The 17,689-nt window shown below is 54.4% G+C and carries 19 protein-coding genes; 7 read left to right on the forward strand and 12 right to left on the reverse strand.

The window, feature by feature from the left end:
- Positions 1-10: 10 nt before the first annotated feature.
- On the reverse strand, positions 11-856 hold the full coding sequence (nhoA, locus tag ACMGG5_RS18340) for an N-hydroxyarylamine O-acetyltransferase (RefSeq protein ID WP_420278319.1): 846 nt from the start codon (positions 854-856) through the stop codon (positions 11-13).
- Between the two features lie 108 nt (positions 857-964).
- Here nhoA and ACMGG5_RS18345 point away from each other — a divergent pair, with 108 nt between their 5' ends.
- From ACMGG5_RS18345 to ACMGG5_RS18355, 3 genes are all read left to right on the forward strand, one after another.
- Positions 965-1,537: a flavin reductase family protein gene (locus ACMGG5_RS18345; RefSeq protein ID WP_024909587.1), complete on the forward strand. Its 573-nt coding sequence runs from the start codon at positions 965-967 to the stop codon at positions 1,535-1,537.
- Between the two features lie 126 nt (positions 1,538-1,663).
- Positions 1,664-2,026 (forward strand): hypothetical protein, encoded by a 363-nt coding sequence (locus tag ACMGG5_RS18350; RefSeq protein WP_024909588.1) that lies wholly within the window; start codon positions 1,664-1,666, stop codon positions 2,024-2,026.
- On the forward strand, positions 2,026-2,451 hold the full coding sequence (locus ACMGG5_RS18355) for a DUF3828 domain-containing protein (protein WP_061715058.1): 426 nt from the start codon (positions 2,026-2,028) through the stop codon (positions 2,449-2,451). Before ACMGG5_RS18350 ends, ACMGG5_RS18355 begins: the two co-directional genes overlap by 1 nt.
- 77 nt (positions 2,452-2,528) lie before the next feature.
- Here the strand turns inward: ACMGG5_RS18355 and fusA are convergent, their stop codons facing one another.
- Positions 2,529-4,628, reverse strand: coding sequence for an elongation factor G (gene fusA / locus ACMGG5_RS18360; RefSeq protein ID WP_039262847.1), 2,100 nt, complete (start codon positions 4,626-4,628; stop codon positions 2,529-2,531).
- A gap of 160 nt (positions 4,629-4,788) precedes the next feature.
- On the opposite strand from fusA, the gene ACMGG5_RS18365 reads away from it, so the two are divergent.
- Entirely contained in the window at positions 4,789-5,091 is a 303-nt protein-coding gene (locus ACMGG5_RS18365) for an ArsR/SmtB family transcription factor (protein ID WP_024909591.1), read from the forward strand.
- 58 nt (positions 5,092-5,149) lie between these two features.
- On the opposite strand, the gene ACMGG5_RS18370 is transcribed toward ACMGG5_RS18365, so the two are convergent.
- On the reverse strand, positions 5,150-5,605 hold the full coding sequence (locus ACMGG5_RS18370; protein WP_420278320.1) for a GNAT family N-acetyltransferase: 456 nt from the start codon (positions 5,603-5,605) through the stop codon (positions 5,150-5,152).
- Positions 5,606-5,769: 164 nt separating this feature from the next.
- Here ACMGG5_RS18370 and ACMGG5_RS18375 point away from each other — a divergent pair, with 164 nt between their 5' ends.
- A complete protein-coding gene (locus ACMGG5_RS18375; protein ID WP_420278321.1) occupies positions 5,770-7,248 on the forward strand; it encodes a PLP-dependent aminotransferase family protein in 1,479 nt (492 codons plus the stop codon).
- A 26-nt stretch (positions 7,249-7,274) separates the two neighbouring features.
- Here the strand turns inward: ACMGG5_RS18375 and ACMGG5_RS18380 are convergent, their stop codons facing one another.
- Positions 7,275-7,910, reverse strand: a complete 636-nt coding sequence (locus tag ACMGG5_RS18380; RefSeq protein ID WP_024909594.1) for a helix-turn-helix domain-containing protein — start codon at positions 7,908-7,910, stop codon at positions 7,275-7,277.
- A 121-nt stretch (positions 7,911-8,031) separates the two neighbouring features.
- Complete coding sequence (locus ACMGG5_RS18385) at positions 8,032-9,363, reverse strand: 2-hydroxycarboxylate transporter family protein (RefSeq protein WP_033145663.1); 1,332 nt, start codon at positions 9,361-9,363, stop codon at positions 8,032-8,034.
- 405 nt (positions 9,364-9,768) lie between these two features.
- Here ACMGG5_RS18385 and ACMGG5_RS18390 point away from each other — a divergent pair, with 405 nt between their 5' ends.
- Positions 9,769-10,716: an AEC family transporter gene (locus ACMGG5_RS18390; RefSeq protein WP_024909596.1), complete on the forward strand. Its 948-nt coding sequence runs from the start codon at positions 9,769-9,771 to the stop codon at positions 10,714-10,716.
- Between the two features lie 32 nt (positions 10,717-10,748).
- Positions 10,749-12,434 (forward strand): NAD-dependent malic enzyme, encoded by a 1,686-nt coding sequence (locus ACMGG5_RS18395; protein WP_420278322.1) that lies wholly within the window; start codon positions 10,749-10,751, stop codon positions 12,432-12,434.
- A gap of 44 nt (positions 12,435-12,478) precedes the next feature.
- On the opposite strand, the gene ACMGG5_RS18400 is transcribed toward ACMGG5_RS18395, so the two are convergent.
- From ACMGG5_RS18400 to ACMGG5_RS18430, 7 genes are all read right to left on the reverse strand, one after another.
- Complete coding sequence (locus ACMGG5_RS18400; RefSeq protein ID WP_407820422.1) at positions 12,479-13,480, reverse strand: Kdo(2)-lipid IV(A) acyltransferase; 1,002 nt, start codon at positions 13,478-13,480, stop codon at positions 12,479-12,481.
- A gap of 182 nt (positions 13,481-13,662) precedes the next feature.
- Positions 13,663-13,893 carry a tautomerase PptA gene (gene pptA, locus ACMGG5_RS18405; protein WP_248164776.1) on the reverse strand — a complete coding sequence of 77 codons (231 nt, stop codon included), beginning with the start codon at positions 13,891-13,893 and terminating at the stop codon, positions 13,663-13,665.
- A 37-nt stretch (positions 13,894-13,930) separates the two neighbouring features.
- On the reverse strand, positions 13,931-14,548 hold the full coding sequence (locus ACMGG5_RS18410; RefSeq protein WP_248271944.1) for a glutathione S-transferase family protein: 618 nt from the start codon (positions 14,546-14,548) through the stop codon (positions 13,931-13,933).
- Positions 14,549-14,589: 41 nt separating this feature from the next.
- Positions 14,590-15,477, reverse strand: a complete 888-nt coding sequence (locus tag ACMGG5_RS18415; protein ID WP_248271943.1) for an ABC transporter substrate-binding protein — start codon at positions 15,475-15,477, stop codon at positions 14,590-14,592.
- A 9-nt stretch (positions 15,478-15,486) separates the two neighbouring features.
- Positions 15,487-16,260, reverse strand: a complete 774-nt coding sequence (locus ACMGG5_RS18420) for an amino acid ABC transporter ATP-binding protein (protein WP_024909602.1) — start codon at positions 16,258-16,260, stop codon at positions 15,487-15,489.
- The gene (locus tag ACMGG5_RS18425; RefSeq protein WP_023327573.1) at positions 16,244-17,170 is read right to left on the reverse strand and encodes an amino acid ABC transporter permease; all 927 of its coding nucleotides are present in this window, start codon (positions 17,168-17,170) and stop codon (positions 16,244-16,246) included. Before ACMGG5_RS18425 ends, ACMGG5_RS18420 begins: the two co-directional genes overlap by 17 nt.
- A 9-nt stretch (positions 17,171-17,179) precedes the next feature.
- The gene (locus ACMGG5_RS18430; protein ID WP_008501765.1) at positions 17,180-17,689 is read right to left on the reverse strand and encodes a GNAT family N-acetyltransferase; all 510 of its coding nucleotides are present in this window, start codon (positions 17,687-17,689) and stop codon (positions 17,180-17,182) included.

Below are 17,689 nucleotides of genomic sequence, written 5' to 3' on the forward strand. Positions count from 1 at the left end.
TCTTTGCGCATTATTTCCCGGCCTGAGGATGTGTATCAAAGCCCGCCATCACCGCCGTCAATTCTGCGAGTGAAAAACCGTGCTTAGGGTCGTCAACGCCCAGGCCAAACCGCTCCTGCATCAGCTTATACAGCGCCTCCGCATCCGACAAATGGATCTGCTCCTCCACATGACCGTTCTGCCAGTGGGTAAAGTTAAAGTTGGTCAGCGTCAGCTTGCCGCCGTCCGGCAGATGGCGGCACATCAGCAGATGATGGCGGAAGTGCGACTGCGGCCAGTGCGCTGACCAGAAATTCCCCATCACGTAATCACTGAAATACTGTGTCGTCAGGTCAAAATGGTACATCGACTGCCAGTGCTCGTGGTGACGGAACTGCAGCACCCAGTCGTTACCCTCGCTCAGCAGACGATACAGGCCGTGCGGCGTTTCCTGTTCCTCACTGGCGAGCAGACGAATTGGCGCCGTCAGCGTCTGGCCGCCAAATCCCACGTCCGCAATCCAGCGCTCGCCGTTAAGCTCAACCAGCAGCAGGCGGTGAGTGCGCGGCGGCATTTGCGGCGGGTTCGCTAATACCACCCGTCCCAGCAGGCTGCGCACCGTGAACCCGACCTCACGCAATACCCGCTCAAACAGGCCGTTTTGCTCAAAGCAATATCCTCCGCGACGGGCGGTGACCAGCTTGTCGACCAGACACCGATCGTCAAGCTGGATTTCGCGCGGCAGCACGACGTCAATATTCTCAAAAGGGATCGCACAGTTATGGTGTAAATGCAGCGCGCGCAGGGTATCGATATCCACCCGTGTCGGTTGCGTCCAGACGATGCGAGCGAAGTAGGCGGTCAGGAATGGGGACATACATCAGTTTCCTTTGATTGTGATGTTCTGTTTATAAACTAATTTTACGCACTCACTTTGATTTACGTGCTTTTTCGTCATACTCATCGTTACAGATGAGGAGATCCTATGAGCCACTTTCACCCTGTTGAATTACGTCATGCCAGCCGTCTGCTGAACCACGGCCCTACCGTGCTGATCACCAGCCGCGATGAAAGCCTGGACAGACGTAACGTTATGGCCGCCGCATGGTCAATGCCCGTTGAGTTTGAACCGCCACGCATCGCGATAGTCGTGGATAAAAGTACCTGGTCACGCGAGCTGATCGAACGCAGCGGGAAATTTGGCATCGTTATCCCCGGCGTGGCGGCGGCCAACTGGACTTACGCGGTCGGCAGCGTCAGCGGGCGCGATGAGGACAAATTCAACTGCTATGGGATCCCGGTGGTGAATGGCCCGGAGCTCGGCCTGCCGGTCATTGAAGAGAAATGCCTGGCGTGGATGGAATGCCGGTTATTACCCGTGACCTCCGCGGCAGAGAAATACGACACCCTGTTTGGCGAAGTAGTTTCAGCGGCAGCGGATGAACGGGCGTTTATCGCCGGACGCTGGCAGTTTGATGGGGATAAGCTCAATACCCTGCATCATCTTGGGGCCGGGACGTTTGTGGCGAGCGGGAAGATGGTGAAGGCGCTGGATTGATTGTTTAAATCATATATGGCTGAATTATATTAAATTTCTATGGCATTTTATGTTTACTCTTGCGTTGTAAAACGGAGGATATTTCCGGAGTTGCTGCATTAGCACTCTCCCGTTAAGGAAATATCAATGTCATGGAATAAAGATGGCGCAATCTCCTATGCCAAATCACACGCCCAACCGAAGAGCACCGGTTATTGTGCTCGCTACGTCACCGAAGCGATCAGAACGGGGGGAAAATTAAAAATTCCCAATACGCGTCTGGCAAAAGATATGGGGCGTACATTGGTCAACGCTGGATTCCGCCTGGTATACGATCAACCTCATGCCGGTGACGTAGCCGTTATCCAAAATATTGTGGGTCACGATAGCGGGCACGTTTGCATATACGATGGTCAGCAATGGATAAGTGATTTTGTACAACGCACTCTGTATCCAGGACAGGCTTACCGAAACATACAGCCCCATTACGAACTGTTCAGGCATGACTAATGAAAACACTCTGCTTTTTTCTTTTAGCCCTGTCTCCCTTCGCGGTCGCAGATAGCATCTCTTCACCAGACCAGGCAGCACTTAAATTCAATCAATGGTATATCGCTCAGCTGAATCAGGACAAACCGCCGGTGCTGAAACCAGACATCATGAATGAATATGTTGCCTCAGGGACCATTGCAGCGATTAAAGAAATGTACTCTGGCGACAGTAACGAAAAAGACATGCCCGATGCTGATATGTTCATCAAATCGCAGGACTGGGATGAAGACTGGAATCAGATAACCGTCTTACACTCTGATTTTGATGCCGTTTGCACAAACGTCTATCTCGCATTTGGTAAGAAACAAGATCACGTTGTAGCAGATTGTCTCGTTCAGGAAGAAGGGAAATGGAAAGTTCGATCGGCCACGCTGATCAAGTAATAATCGGATATGAAAGCCCTCTGCTACAGCGGCAAAAGCACACGGTAACCCAGCGGCTACCGTGTGCAATTCATTAACTACTTCGCACGTCGTGAAATAATCTCATCCGCAACATTCCGCGGGGCTTCCGCAAAATGATGGAACTCCATCGTATACGTCGCGCGTCCCTGGGACATCGAACGCAATGTGGTGGCATAGCCAAACATCTCTGCCAGCGGCACGTCAGCACGAATAATCTGGCTGCCGTACTGCTCCGCCATCCCCTGCACCATGCCGCGTCGGGAAGAGAGATCGCCCATAATGTTACCCGCGTACTCTTCCGGCGTTTCCACCTCCACGTGCATGATCGGCTCAAGGATCACCGGATCCGCCCTGCGGGCGCCCTCTTTGAAACCGAGGATCGCCGCCATGCGGAAGGCCATCTCCGAGGAGTCGACATCGTGATACGAGCCAAACGTCAGCGTCGCTTTGACATCGACGACCGGATAGCCCGCCAGCACCCCGCTGTTCATTGCTTCCCGCAGCCCTTTCTCAACGGACGGGATATACTCGCGCGGCACCACGCCGCCCTTAGTGGCATCTTCAAATTTAAAACCACTTCCGGGCTCCAGCGGCTCCAGGCTCAGCACCACATGACCGTACTGGCCTTTACCGCCGGACTGACGGACAAATTTGCCTTCGATATCCTTCACCGTTTTACGCAGGGTTTCACGGTAGGTCACCTGCGGACGACCGATATTTGCCTCGACGCCAAACTCACGTTTCATGCGATCGACGATAATCTCGAGGTGTAGCTCACCCATCCCGGAGATGATGGTCTGGCCGGACTCTTCGTCAGTATGCAGGCGGAAAGACGGGTCTTCCGCTGCCAGACGCTGCAGCGCGATCCCCATTTTCTCCTGATCGCCTTTGGTTTTCGGCTCAATCGCCAGCGAGATCACCGGATCCGGGAACTCCATGCGCTCAAGCGTAATGACGGCGTTCGGATCGGTGAGCGTGTCGCCGGTGGTCACGTCTTTCAGCCCGACACAGGCCGCGATATCCCCGGCGCGCAGTTCGTCCACCTCGTGGCGATCGTTGGCATGCATCAGCACAATACGTCCGATACGCTCTTTCTTCCCTTTCACCGGGTTGTACACCGCGTCGCCTTTGCGCAGCACGCCAGAGTACACGCGGATAAAGGTCAGCTGCCCGACATACGGGTCGCTCATCAGCTTGAACGCCAGGGCCGAAAACGGCTCATCATCGCTCGGATGACGCTCCGCATGCTGCCCTTTTTCATCCACGCCATCAATGGCCGGCACGTCCAGCGGCGACGGCATGAGCTCAATAACCGCATCGAGCATGCGCTGTACGCCTTTATTCTTGAACGCGCTGCCGCACAGCATCGGCTGGATTTCGCCCGAGATGGTGCGAATACGCAGCCCTTTGATGATTTCCGCTTCCGTCAGGTCGCCCGTCTCCAGGTACTTATCCATCAGTTCATCGCTGGCTTCCGCCGCCGCAGAGACCATTTTTTCCCGCCATTCCTGGGCGGTGCTGACTAAATCATCCGGCACGGGCGCATAGGTAAACACCATGCCCTGCGTCGCATCGTCCCACAGAATGGTGCGCATCTTGATGAGATCCACCACGCCGGTGAAGTGATCTTCAGCACCCACCGGGATGACAATCGGCACCGGATTGGCCTTCAGGCGTTCCTGCATCATCCGCACGACGCGGAAGAAATCGGCACCCGGACGGTCCATTTTGTTGACGAAGGCCAGTCGCGGAACGTGATATTTATTGGCCTGACGCCAGACGGTTTCTGACTGCGGCTGCACGCCGCCCACGGAGTCATACACCATCACGGCACCGTCGAGTACGCGCATGGAACGTTCCACTTCAATGGTGAAATCCACGTGCCCCGGGGTGTCGATGATGTTAATCCGGTGCGGCTCATATCCTCTGTCCATACCCGGCCAGAAGCAGCTGACCGCCGCGGAGGTAATCGTGATCCCGCGCTCTTGCTCCTGCGCCATCCAGTCAGTGGTTGCCGCGCCATCGTGTACTTCACCCAGCTTGTGGCTCATCCCGGTATAAAACAGGATGCGCTCAGTGGTGGTGGTTTTACCGGCATCGATATGCGCGGAGATACCGATGTTGCGATAACGTTCGAGAGGGATGGGTCGGGGCATGATATTTCCTTAAGTCTTATGACTTGTCTGTGACGACCAGGATGGTCGTGCATTCGTTCGTTTGCTATAATAGTCCTATTGTACGAGTATTATCGAACTATTTTTTAACGGTTGACCTATTGTTGATATAGCTCAATCTGACGCCATACGCAGGAAAACGATGATCCCAAACCACCCTGAAACTGAACAAATACTGCTGGAAAATGTGCTGTTTGCCCTCGGCAACCCGCTCCGGCTGTCGATAATTCGCCGGCTGGCCGATGGCAGCGAACTCAGCTGTAACGCGCTGCGCCCGGAAGATGTGGTGAAGTCTACGATGACCCATCACTGGCGCGTATTGCGCGACAGCGGCGTGATCTGGCAGCGTCCGCAGGGACGAGAAAACATGATTTCATTGCGCAGAGAGGATCTGGATGCCCGCTTTCCGGGGCTGATGGCGATACTTTTACAGGCTAAATCATAAGAGCATATCGGGTTAAAGCCCCTTAATGATGTAAGGGGCATATCGTCAGCAAAGGGATTTACCTTACCTGCATACGATATTCAATCATTCCACTTTTTTTCGCAATCCAGTCATACAATCGTTGCCCGCGATAGTTGGCTTCATGCGTATGCCAGTAAAGATGACTGGCATGATGTTTTCTGGCTTCTCTCTGAACATATTCTATTAACTGTTTGCCAATATGTTTGCCCCTGACAGCTTCGCAGACATATAAATCTTCGAGGTAGCAGTAATCGCTCTCAGCCCAGGTCGAACGGTGAAAGAGATAATGCGCAAAACCCACTATTTCTCCATTACATCGTGCCACCACGCAGAATAGCGGCTCAACGGGGCTGAAAAATCGTTGCCAGGTTCGTTCTGTAATCGCCCCGGACAGATCGACGTTGTAAAACGCCTGATATTTTCCCCATAGTGGCATCCAGCTTTCAAAATCACGTTCTTTAACTGCCTTAATTGTCACGATCGTATTGTTCATATTGCCTCTTCTCTCACCCGTTTATTCGTTTCAGGAAGAGTGTATTCGCTGAATGGCACGTTTTGCCCCGCCAATTCTTGCCATCAAAGCAGACCAATTTTTCATCCTGCTGCATGCAGTATTGCTTTAGAATCAAGAGGCACAGAGGAAAAGTGGACAACGTCATGTTTAAGCACACGCAGCTTGAAACGGTTAAGGCATGGATTATCGACCCCGCTAACGGATCGCTACCGCTTCATGAAAGGATCCAGAGAGCAATACGGACGCTGATACTGGAAGGGGTATTATCTCACGGTAAGGCCCTTCCTGCTTCACGCGCTCTGGCGGCTTCTCTCAGCGTTTCCCGGGATACCATAGAAGCGGCCTACTCCAGCCTGCATGCCGAAGGGTTTATTGAGAGACAAACAGGCAGAGGGAGCTTCGTCTCTTCCAGCGCGCGCTTTTTAAAACCCCGCCCTCGACAGCATCAGCCAACCGCTGAGATACGAAAAGCAAAACTCAGCGTCCGAGGTAAGATCGTTTATGAAAGCGGCGGGATCCGCGAATTTTCCTCCCCTCGTCCCCTTGCGCCCGGCATTCCTGAAACCCGCATGTTTCCCATTTCAACCTGGGAGCGTCTTCAGCGACAGGTCCTGAAGGAGTTTCAGCATCAGGCATTAGAGCAAAGTCCACCACAGGGTATAGAGCACCTGCGACGGGCCATTGCGGAATATGTCAACCTGGAGCGCGGAACGCGTGCGAGGGCAGAACAGATCATTGTTCTGACAAGTTCTCAACAGGCGCTTGCGCTCTGTTCCCACGTGCTGATGGATGCCGGAGACGGCATTGTCATTGAAGACCCCTCCTATCAAGGGGCACACAAAGCGTTCAACGCCGCAGGACTTCGCTGCATTCCGGTTCCTCTTGATGAAAAAGGCATCTCGGTTGACGGTCTTAATTCTCTGACCGAGCCAGCCAGGGCGATCTACCTTACGCCTTCTCATCAGTACCCTACCGGGGTGACGCTCTCTCTTGACCGACGACTGGCAGTTGTCAAATGGGCAAACCGTTACGGGGCCTGGATCATTGAGGATGACTATGACAGTGAGTTTCACTACGAAGGTAAGCCTATGGCCAGTCTTCAGGGGCTTGATACGTACAACCGGACAATTTATATCGGCACGTTCACCAAGTCTCTGTTCCCCGGGCTGCGTATTGCCTACATGATCGTTCCCTCAGAATTGACAGAGCCCTTTACCATGGCGAGGACATTGATGGATGGTCACACCGCCTCAATAACCCAGCTGACGCTGGCTAAATTTCTGGAGGGAGGCCATTTTGGTGCCTATGTTCGTAAGATGAGGAGTATTTACGTTGCTCGTCGCGATGCGCTGGCAAGCCTGATGGATGCGTATCTTTCTGAGTATGTTGCCTGTGAAACGCCTGCGGGGGGAATGCAAATGCCTTGTCATCTGAAACACGGAATATCCGAGAAAGAGATAGCCACCGCCGCCCGCCGTGCGGGTGTTGATATACTTGGGCTTACCGATTTATATGCAGGTCCCCCCGCGTCCACCGGTTTTTTGATGGGATTTGCTGCTTACACGGAAAGGGAAATAGAAGACGCTGTAAAAAAACTGGCCGCCATTTTCCGTCATGTTTGATGCGTCGACTGCTCAGCGGCGAATACTCATTCCGGGCGAGCAAGGCTATATACGGGGATCCGTCGGCTGGTCTTTGTCAGCGTATCAAAGACTTCGGTCTCCGACGTCACAATTCTCACGCCCATTTTCCTTAACCTCTGTACATCAGCCGCGATGCGCTGAATGCCAAACCAGAAAAGCCCGTCGAGTGCCGTCACAGACAGGCCGTTTTCCAGCGCCAGCTTGAGACGTTCCTTTGGGGCTTTGACCTGCTGGGCAATTTGCCTGTAAGGCACTTCATTACATCCTGTCGCGTCACTGCGCTGGATCCGCGTTTTCAGTTGATAGGTAAACTCGTCAGGTATTCCATCGAGATCCCTTTTCAGGCTATAGACGCAGCCAAAGCGCTTGCCGTTAAACAGAACATTTTTCTGACTGAGCTGAAGCTCTTTTCTGACAACGTCTATTAACTGGGGCGCACGGGTGAGAAGTAGCCTGAAGGGCAGCTCGAAGCTGGTGACGTAATCCACATTAAGCAACGCGAGACGCAACCGCTCCTCTGCCCCGGACTTTTGCTCACGACACTCTTCCATCACCTCCGCCCACTGGCGCGTCAGGCGCTCCGGCTCGGCGGCTTCGGTAAGGAGATATTTTTCAATCTGATAATCAACTCTTCCGGTCATCATGTGGTATCCCGTCGCTGTGGATGCGGTAATTCTATACAGTACGGTGATATTTATAAAGGACTGAACCGCAGCGACATCCTGAAAATGTCGTTGCGATTCAGTATCCTGACGTTTCGAATCAGTGCGCCATAATCCAGCCCATCAGCAGCGTGGCGAAAATCACCGTCGACGCACCGCCGATGCGGGTGGCGATCTGCGCGAACGGCATGAGCGACATCCGGTTAGACGCGGACAAAATGGCCACGTCCCCCGTTCCGCCCAGCCCGCTGTGGCAGCAGGTCACAATGGCCGCTTCCACAGGATACATATTCAGACGCGACGCGATAAAGTAGCCGCTCAGCGCCATCGCAATCACAACCGAACCGCATACCACCACGTATCCCACCGAGAAGACCGACACCACGCTCTCAAGCGGTACGTATAACATCCCGAGGCCGATCATCAGCGGCCAGACCAGAGCAGCCGAGACGAATTTATAGCAACTGTGCGCGCCCTGCTCCATTGAGGCCGGGATCACCCTGAAGTATTTACACAGAACAGCAATCAGGATCATCAGCACCGGGCCGGGAATGTGGACCAGTTTTTCAAACAATCCGCCGACGATGAAAAACGCGCACACCATCAGTAACCCGCCGCCCATCAGATGAAAATCCGTCTGCTGTGTGCTTTGCGCCCCGGCAAACAGGCTGGCGTCGTCTTTACTCCGCGTGAGCATGCCATTTCCCGAAAGCGCAGGACGTTTCGCGCCAAGACGCGCCAGCGAGCCCGCACAAATAATGGCGAAGATATTCCCGACGACCGCAGCGGGTGCCAGCTGTGCAACGTAGACGTCCGGCGTCTGCCCCAGTATTGCCGAATAGGCCAGGGACAGCGGCAAAATGCCCTCGCCAATTCCACCGCCAATGATGGGCACAATGATGAAGAAGAAGGTATGGTAAGGCGTATAACCAAACAGTGAACCCACAATGAGGCCGCTCAGCACGGCCATGCATGTTCCCGCCACCAGCGGAACAAACATGCGCATCATCCCCTGGATCAGCAGCACCCGGTTCATCCCCAGAATACTGCCGACCACCAGGCAGGCAATCACGAAATAGAGAAGGTTCGCCTCTTTCATCAGCAGATGCACGGTATCAAGGGTATGTTTCCCGAATACACCAAAATAGACCAGCACGGAGGGCACCATCAGGCACAGGATCGCCGGGCCGCCGATATCTTTCAACACCGGGATTTGACGCCCTACTTTCGCAAACGCGAAACCGAGGGTCATGATCACCGCGAGGCCACCTATCATATTTTTTGGCAGCAGCCCTGCCCAGGCGGATGTCGCCACAATCGCGGCAATCCCGACGAACAGCATCAGCGGGACCGTGCCCACCTCGGTATTGTTGAGCCCAAAGGCAAAACGCGAGGTAGACAGCTCAGAAGTCGGTACAGGATTATCTTTCATATAATCACCTGAAAATTGTGTTCGGATATACAGAGAAAGGAATAACTGAAACTATTCCTGATACGAAAAAATGTTCTTAAATATAAATAATGATTTAGATGGCCTTTTCTAAAAACAGGCTCAGGGTGAAATTATCACGGGCCTGCAGGGAGAAATGTGAACAATTCGGCTCTTTGCCTTTAAATAACTTAATTCAGCGTTAAGTAACTAAAGTTATTTATGGCAACTCATGTCGCATTCTTGCGTCTTATCAATTTTTAACGCAAGCATTACTTATCCAACTAATGCAATCTTTTTGAAATTAATAAAACCAGAGAGAGTGTGACACTTGTCACTCCTGCCCTGCTATCTAAGCGCTAGATTAGCGCTGCAATAAAACACATAAAATACCCTACAGGAAATACTATGCCTTCATTACTATTACAGTCACTGTTTCCGCTCGTCTTTATTATGTTACTTGGATGGCTAAGTGGAAAGCTGGGATATTCCCGGCGTGAAGATGCAAACGTCATGGCAACCGTGGTGATTCGTTTCGCCCTTCCTTTTCATCTTTTCATTGGTGCATTGCATACCGATCCCAATAAAATTAAAAACCTGACCTTTATGGCCGTCCTGGTTGTCGGTTTAATGGGGTCGTATTTACTGACGCTGTTTATTTCACGCTATGTTTTTCGCCACGATATCAAAACCAGCGCCATTCAGTCTCTGGTTTGCGCCTTTCCTGATATGGCCTACTTTGGCGCGCCGGTCCTGGCGGTATTGATTGGGCCGGAAGGATTTATCGGTGTGCTGATAGGTAACATTATCACCAGCGTTATCATGATCCCTCTGACTATCGTCCTGATTCGTATGGGTGATAAAAATGGTCATGATGGCCTGGAGGCGCTGCACCCGGGGGCGATGATCGTGCAAAACCTCATCAAAGCGGCTCGAAACCCTATCGTCTGGATCCCGGTCTCCGGCGTCTTGCTCAGTCTCGCCGGTGTGCAAATCCCTTCCATTCTCAGCATGCCTATTGAGATGGTTGGCAAGGTTTCAGGCGGACTCTCCCTGTTTGCCCTCGGCCTGCTGTTTTACGGTGAACGTCCAAAACTGAACGTGCAGACATTTACCAATATCAGTATTAAAAACCTGATTCAGCCGGCAATGATGGCCGCCGCAGGGATCGCCTTTGGCCTGAGTCATACCTTACTGCAGCAGGTCGTAATTATTGGCGCAACGCCTTCCGCTATTGCCGCGGGGATGTTTGCTTTACGCAGCGACACCTATATTGATACCGCATCCTCTTCCATATTAATTGGTACTGCCGTCGGGGTCGTGACCGAAGGCATTATGATCTATTTCATCTCTTAATCTGTTTTATATAAAAAATTCAGGAGTTAACCATGTCCCGGAAAGAAGTTCTGTACACCCCTTACAATGGGGCCGTATTGCTGGAGAATCCGCTATTAAATAAAGGACTCGCTTTTATTAAAGAAGAGCGTGATAATTTTAATCTGCATGGGTTATTGCCGCACAACGTTGAAACCATTGAAGAACAAACCGAGCGCGCTTGGGTACAGTTCTGTCATTTTAAAAGCGATATCTCGCGTCATGTTTATCTGCGAAATATTCAGGACACCAATGAAACTCTCTTTTACAATCTCTTGCGTTCGCATCTGAAAGAGACGTTACCGATTATCTATACCCCGACGGTCGGTGAAGCCTGCGAGCATTTCTCTACGATTTATCGCCGCGCGCGCGGCTTGTTTATTTCATGGCCTAACCGTCATCGTATTGATGAGATGCTGCAAAGTTTTTCACGCAACGACGTTCGCGTGATTGTGGTGACGGACGGGGAACGTATTTTAGGGCTTGGCGATCAGGGTATCGGCGGTATGGGCATCCCGATTGGTAAGCTGTCGCTGTATACCGCCTGCGGGGGGATCCATCCGGCCTCTACCCTCCCGATTATGCTGGATGTCGGCACCAATAATCAGCAACACCTCGACGACCCGATGTACATGGGCTGGCGTCATCCGCGCATCAGCGACGACCAATACGCTGAGTTTATGGATATGTTTGTCAGCACCGTGAAAGCACGCTGGCCCAATGTTCTCCTGCAGTTTGAAGACTTTGCGCAGAAAAACGCAACTCGCCTGCTCCAGCGCTACCGCGACCAGCTGTGCTGCTTCAATGATGATATCCAGGGCACGGCAGCGGTCACCGCAGGTACGCTGATGGCGGCGGCCCATGCGGCAGGCACCCGCATTCGCGATCAGCGCGTTGTCTTCCTGGGCAGTGGTTCTGCCGGATGCGGGATCGCTGAAAAAATTGTGGCGCTGATGGTGGATGACGGCCTGAGCGAGTCCGAAGCGCGCAGCCGGATCTTCATGGTCGATCGCTTCGGCCTGCTGACCGACGACATGACCAACCTGCTCGATTTCCAGAAAAACCTGCTTACCGCGCGCGACGCCGTAAGCCGCTGGCAGGTAGACGCGAAGAATATTTCCCTGCTGGACGTGGTGAAGAACGCGCATCCTACGGTGATGATCGGCGTTTCAGGCCAGCCCGGGCTGTTCAGTGAAGAGATTGTCAAAGAGATGCATCGCCACTGCCCGCGTCCGATTATCATGCCGCTCTCAAACCCGACGTCGCGGGCGGAGGCCCAGCCTCAGGATCTTATCGCCTGGACCCAGGGAGCCGCGCTGGTGGCCACCGGCAGCCCGTTCGCGCCGGTATTCTGGGAGAATGCACACTACGAGATTGCCCAGTGTAACAACGCCTATATCTTCCCTGGTCTGGGGCTGGGCGTTCTGGCCTGTAACGCGCGCCGGGTCACGGAAGAGATGCTGATGGCAGCTAGCCGCAGCCTGGCCGCGCAGTCTCCTCTGGTCACCACGGAAAAAGGTGGATTGCTGCCGCCGGTAGATCAGATTGAAACGGTCTCACGCCAGATTGCCGTCGCCGTCGCCCGGGCTGCGATTGAACAGGGCGTGGCACCGGCGATAGATGATGAGACGTTGATGGCGCGTATCGAGAAGACGTGGTGGCAGGCGGACTATGCGCCGTACCGCCGATCCGCGCTGTAGCGACGGTCATGCCCTCACCGCAGGGTGAGGGCATCGCTGAGGCTTTAGTGCTGTATGCCTGATCGGTCAGAAAAATCGCTGGCGGAGAGAATATCACCCCGTGGGGCCACGCTCTTGCGGCGGTCATACCGATCAGGTACACCTTCGGGACGCGTTTTGAAGCGCCGGTGCAGCCACATATACTGTTCTGGCGCCATCCGTACAGCGTGTTCAATCGCCCTGTTCATCTGCGTCGCCACGGCTTCTTTATCGCCGCCCTGCAACGCCTCGCTGATATCTTCCAGAATGATCAGCTCGTAACCGGTGCCATCCGCCTTACGGCGCGGCACAAAGGGAATGACGGCAGGCTTAGCGCTTTTGACCAGCATATAGCTTCCAGCGGTCGTCGCGGCATCCGGCACCGCAAAGAACGGCACAAATACGCTATTGGTTTTGCCATAGTCATGGTCCGGAGCGTACCACAAAATTTCATTTTGCTTCAGCGAGCGGATCATGCCCTTTAAATCATGACGATCGAGCATGGTTTTATTGGAACGCAGGCGCCCGCGCGTCTGAAGCCAGTCCAGTAGGGCATTATTATTAGGACGATACACCCCGATACCGGGGTTAAGCATGCCAAATATCCGCGCGCCCAGCTCAAGCGTCAGAAAATGCATCCCCACCAGCACCACGCCCTTTCCTTGCGCCCTGGCCTTTTCCATGTGCTCATAACCCTGCACGGTAAAGTATTTCTTCACCCGCCACTCGGGCCAGAACCATGCCATCCCGGTCTCGATCACCCCCATTCCTACCGATTCAAAATTACGCTGCAGCAATGACTCTCGCTCCGCCTTTTTCATCTCCGGGAAACAAAGCTCCAGGTTGCGGCGGGCAATTTCGACGCGGCGGGGAAGCAAGCGCATCGCCAGTCGACCAAGGCCATGACCGATTCTGAACAGAAGCGGATAAGGGAGCAGCATGATGAGCCACAGCGCGGCAATGCCGGCCCAGCTTAGCCAGTAACGGGGATGAAGAAAGGCGAATGAAAAACGGGGTAATTTTGTCATCAGAAAATTATCCTTTAACGTGTCTGTCCTTAATTGATTCTGTTGAAGATCTTTCCTAAGGATTAATAATATGTCAGCCAGAAACGTTAAGTGTAGCGGATAAGACAAAACGCATTTTTATCGATTTTTGCGAAAACGGGAAAACAAGCCGGGAAGGACTTATTCGCTCCCCGGCAAAGATCTTACATCGAATACCCGGGCTTCTTAATAAGCTCCTCCAGCTTCGGTCCAATTTCGGTATCCCAGACCTGCGCCTTCCAGTCTTCAGGCGCGATCTGGTTCAACGCCACCGACACGGAACTGTCTTTGCTGTTGAAATGGCGAATAATCACGTCGGCAATATCCGCCGCCAGGGCAGCTTTTTGTTCGTCGTTCAAATCACGGGGAAAACATTTGATATCTACGTGTGGCATGTACAGGCTTCCGGTTGTGAATGAGGGTTCCACGTTATCAGATAATATTGTTTGCCTTTAACACCTTGTGCAGTTCCGGTCGCTGACATACGGCGTCCGCAATCGCCGTGAATTTAGGGGTGTTCTCGGCAAACCAGGCGTGACGGGGCCCCCAGGTGCGCGCTACCGCAATATACACATCCAGCAGCGTCAGCCTTTCCCCCAGCGCAAACGGGGCGGCCTTAAGCTGACTTTCGAACCACAAATAGAGGGATTTCCGGTATGCGATGCAGTTTTTCTGCAGCTGTTCCGGCGCATCCGGCACCCAGCGTTCGGGATAGTCTGCATACGTAAATGTTGGATAGACGTTGGCCACAAACCAGATCAGCAGACGCTGAAACTGCTGGCGTTCGGCCTGCCCCACGGGCGGAGCAAGGTCGGGACATCTGTCGAGCACCATCAGGGCAATCGCCGCCGTTTCGGTCATGATGGAGCCATTTTCCAGCTCCAGCGTGGGCACCTGACACAGCGGGTTGAGCTTTTGCAGGAGCTCACGCTGCGGGCCGGGCTGGTCAAACCCGTCCACGTTGATAAATTGATAAGGGATATCAGCCAGGGTCAGCATCACTTCACCGATCGCCGAGCCCCAGCCGGGTACGCCATAGAGTTTAATCATGTTGCCCCCTCAGGAGTGAAAATCCTAAGTGTAGAGCACCATTAGTAGGTTATCCCAGGCGGGTTGACCTCCGACTGTGCCACCGCTTCCCCCTGCTCGCCCCAGCGCGCCAGCACCTTCTGGTAATCTCCCCGCTTGATCGCGCCGTCCAGCGCCGCCTGTAACGCGTACACCAGCTCATTGCCTTTTTTGGTCGTGGTCGCGACATAGGCTTTTTTCGGCCCTAAACCGACCACGCGGGTTTTACCTGTGAGTGCCGCTTTATAGGCTGAAACCGACTGAGGGCCAAAGAACACATCCGCCCTGCCGGACTGGATATAGAGATTGCCCGAAGCATCATCGTGGAGATAAACCGGCAGCGCAGGCTCGCGCCCCGCCTTTTTGTTCTCTTCGTTCCAGCCCAGCAGAATGCGTTCCTGATTCGTACCGGAGCCGACAATCACCCTTTTCCCGGCCAGATCTTCCGCGCTTTTGATTGACTGGATCTCACTGGTGGATTTCACCGAAAACGCCAGCGAGTCGACGCGGTAGGTCGCAAAATCAAACTTCTCTTTACGCTGTTCGGTCACCGCAATGTTCACCAGCGCCACGTCGTAGCGCCCGGAGGCGATCCCCAGCGGCCAGTCTTCCCACGCCGTCGGCACCAGCTTCAGCTTCAGCCCCAGGCTGCCCGCCAGCAGGCGGGCGATATCCGGGTCGCTGCCAATGCGCGTACGGTTATCGCTGGCCAGCAGCGCCAGCGGCGGGGAGTTCAGCATTGAGACGGCGACCGTCAGCGTACCCGGCTCCACGAATTTGTAACCGGCGGGGATCTTCGCCACGGCCTGCCGATCCACCGTCACCGGCAGCGGCTGTTCGTTAGCTTTCAAATCAATGCTGGCGTGGCTCACCGTCGTGAAGACCAGCCCCGCCAGAAGTCCATATTTCATCTGCGCTCCTTACAGCACTTTTGACAGGAACTGGCGCGTTCGCGCATGTGACGGACGGTTTAATACCTCGTCACTGCTTCCCTGCTCGACAATTTTTCCGTCGACCATAAACACCACCTGATCCGCCACTTCCCGGGCAAAGCCGATCTCGTGAGTGACCACCACCAGCGTAGTCCCGGACCGGGCCAGTTTTTTGATTACGTCCAGCACTTCCCCTACCAGCTCCGGATCCAGCGCCGAGGTGGGTTCATCAAACAGCATCACGCGAGGACGTAACGCCAGCGCACGGGCAATGGCAATACGCTGCTGTTGCCCGCCGGAGAGATGCCGCGACCAGGCATCGGCTTTATCCCGCAGCCCGACCACGTCCAGCAGGCTGTACGCCCTTTCTACCGCCTCTTTTTTGCTGAGCTTTTTATGCGCGATGGGCGCCTCAATCAGGTTTTCCAGCACCGTGAGATGCGGAAAGAGATTGAAGTTCTGAAACACATAGCCCACGTTGACGCGCTGTTTGAGGATCTCCTTCTCCTTCAGCTCGTAGAGCCTGTCTCCCTGACGACGGTAGCCAATGTAATCCCCGTCGATCTGAATAAAGCCTTCATCGACGCGCTCCAGGTGATTAATGGTGCGCAGCAAGGTTGATTTGCCTGACCCGGACGGCCCGAGAATGACCGTCACGGACCCGGGCGGGATCTCAAGCGAAACGTTGTCGAGCGCCTTATGGCGGCCAAAAAATTTGCTGACGCCGGTAATCGAAATATGTCCTTCAGGAGAGGCTTGCATGGATAGGCTCCTGTGCTGGCGTGGTGGTGACAGAACGGGTACGACGGGCGGCACGGTTCTGATTAACGGCAGAGCGGCGTTCGCTGCGGGCAAGTGCGCGTTCAACACCGTACTGGATAGCGGACAGGACGGTGGTGATCGCCAGGTACCAGGCGGCACCGACCATCAGCAGCGGGATCACCTCCTGCGTGCGGTTGTAGATCATCTGGATGGTATAGAACAGTTCCGGCATCGCCAGGACGTACACCATCGCCGTGCCCTTCGCGAGGCTGATGATTTCATTGAACCCCGACGGCAGAATGGTGCGCAGCGCCTGAGGCAAAATGATGCGCACCGTGCGACGCCAGGCCGGCAGGCCGAGCGCGGCGGCGGCCTCATACTGCCCGTGATCGACCCCGAGGAAGCCCCCGCGAATGATCTCAGCGGTATAGGCGCTCTGCACCAGGGTTAGCCCCACCACGGCGGTAGAAAATTGTCCCAGCACGTTGATGGTTTCAAAGCTGCCCCAGGTAATGCCGGTGAACGGCACGCCGAGCGAGAGCGTGTCGTAGAGATAGGAAAAGTTGTACAGAATGATCAGCACCACAATCAGCGGCAGCGACCGAAACAGCCAGATGTACGCCCACGCCAGGCTGCTCAGCAGCCAGGATGAAGAGAGTCTCGCCAGGGCCAGCATGCCGCCAAACACCACGCTCAGCGCGGTGCCGATCAGCGTCAGCAGCAGGGTCTGTCCGACACCTTCGAGGATCACCGGGTCGAAGAACCAGCGGGCGAACACCGCCCACTCCCAGCGCGGGTTAAAGGCCACGGACTGAATCACGACCGCCAGGACAAACAGCGCCACCGCGGCGCCGACGGCCCGCAGCGGATAACGCGCCGGGACCACCTTAATGGTTTCAACGTTGCTCATCGTCGTTCCTCATGCGGTTTTACTGAACGCTTCACGTACCAGCGTTTTGGTGAAACGCAGCCGACCGTCAAACGGCGGCTGGCTGTACTCTTCCGGATCGCGGTTCAGATCGAACTGCGGCTGATAGCCCTGGCTAAGATAGAGCCTGACCGCCTCCGGCTGACGAAAGCCGGTTGTCAGGTAGATCTGACTGTACCCTGCCAGCACCGCCCTGCGCTCCAGCTCCTGCACCACGCGCCCGGCAAGCCCCTGCTGACGCAGGGTTTTGTCCGTCCAGATGCGTTTGATTTCCGCGGTGCGTTCGTCGAACGGTTTGTACGCGCCGGTGGCGATAATCTTCCCGTCGCGCTCCAGGACGATAAACAACCCCTGCGGCGCTAAATACCACTCGGTGAGCTCCACTTCCGCGTCTTTAGAGAAGTAGTCCCCGTAGCGGGCGGCATATTCACCAAACAACCCCTCGATAATGGGCTGAAGTTCAGCATCTTCCGGTGATACATCACGAAATCGTTCGCTCAT

Origin of the sequence: Enterobacter sp. BNK-34 (assembly GCF_048684445.1) — a bacterium.
Classification (GTDB): Bacteria; Pseudomonadota; Gammaproteobacteria; order Enterobacterales; family Enterobacteriaceae; genus Enterobacter; species Enterobacter pseudoroggenkampii.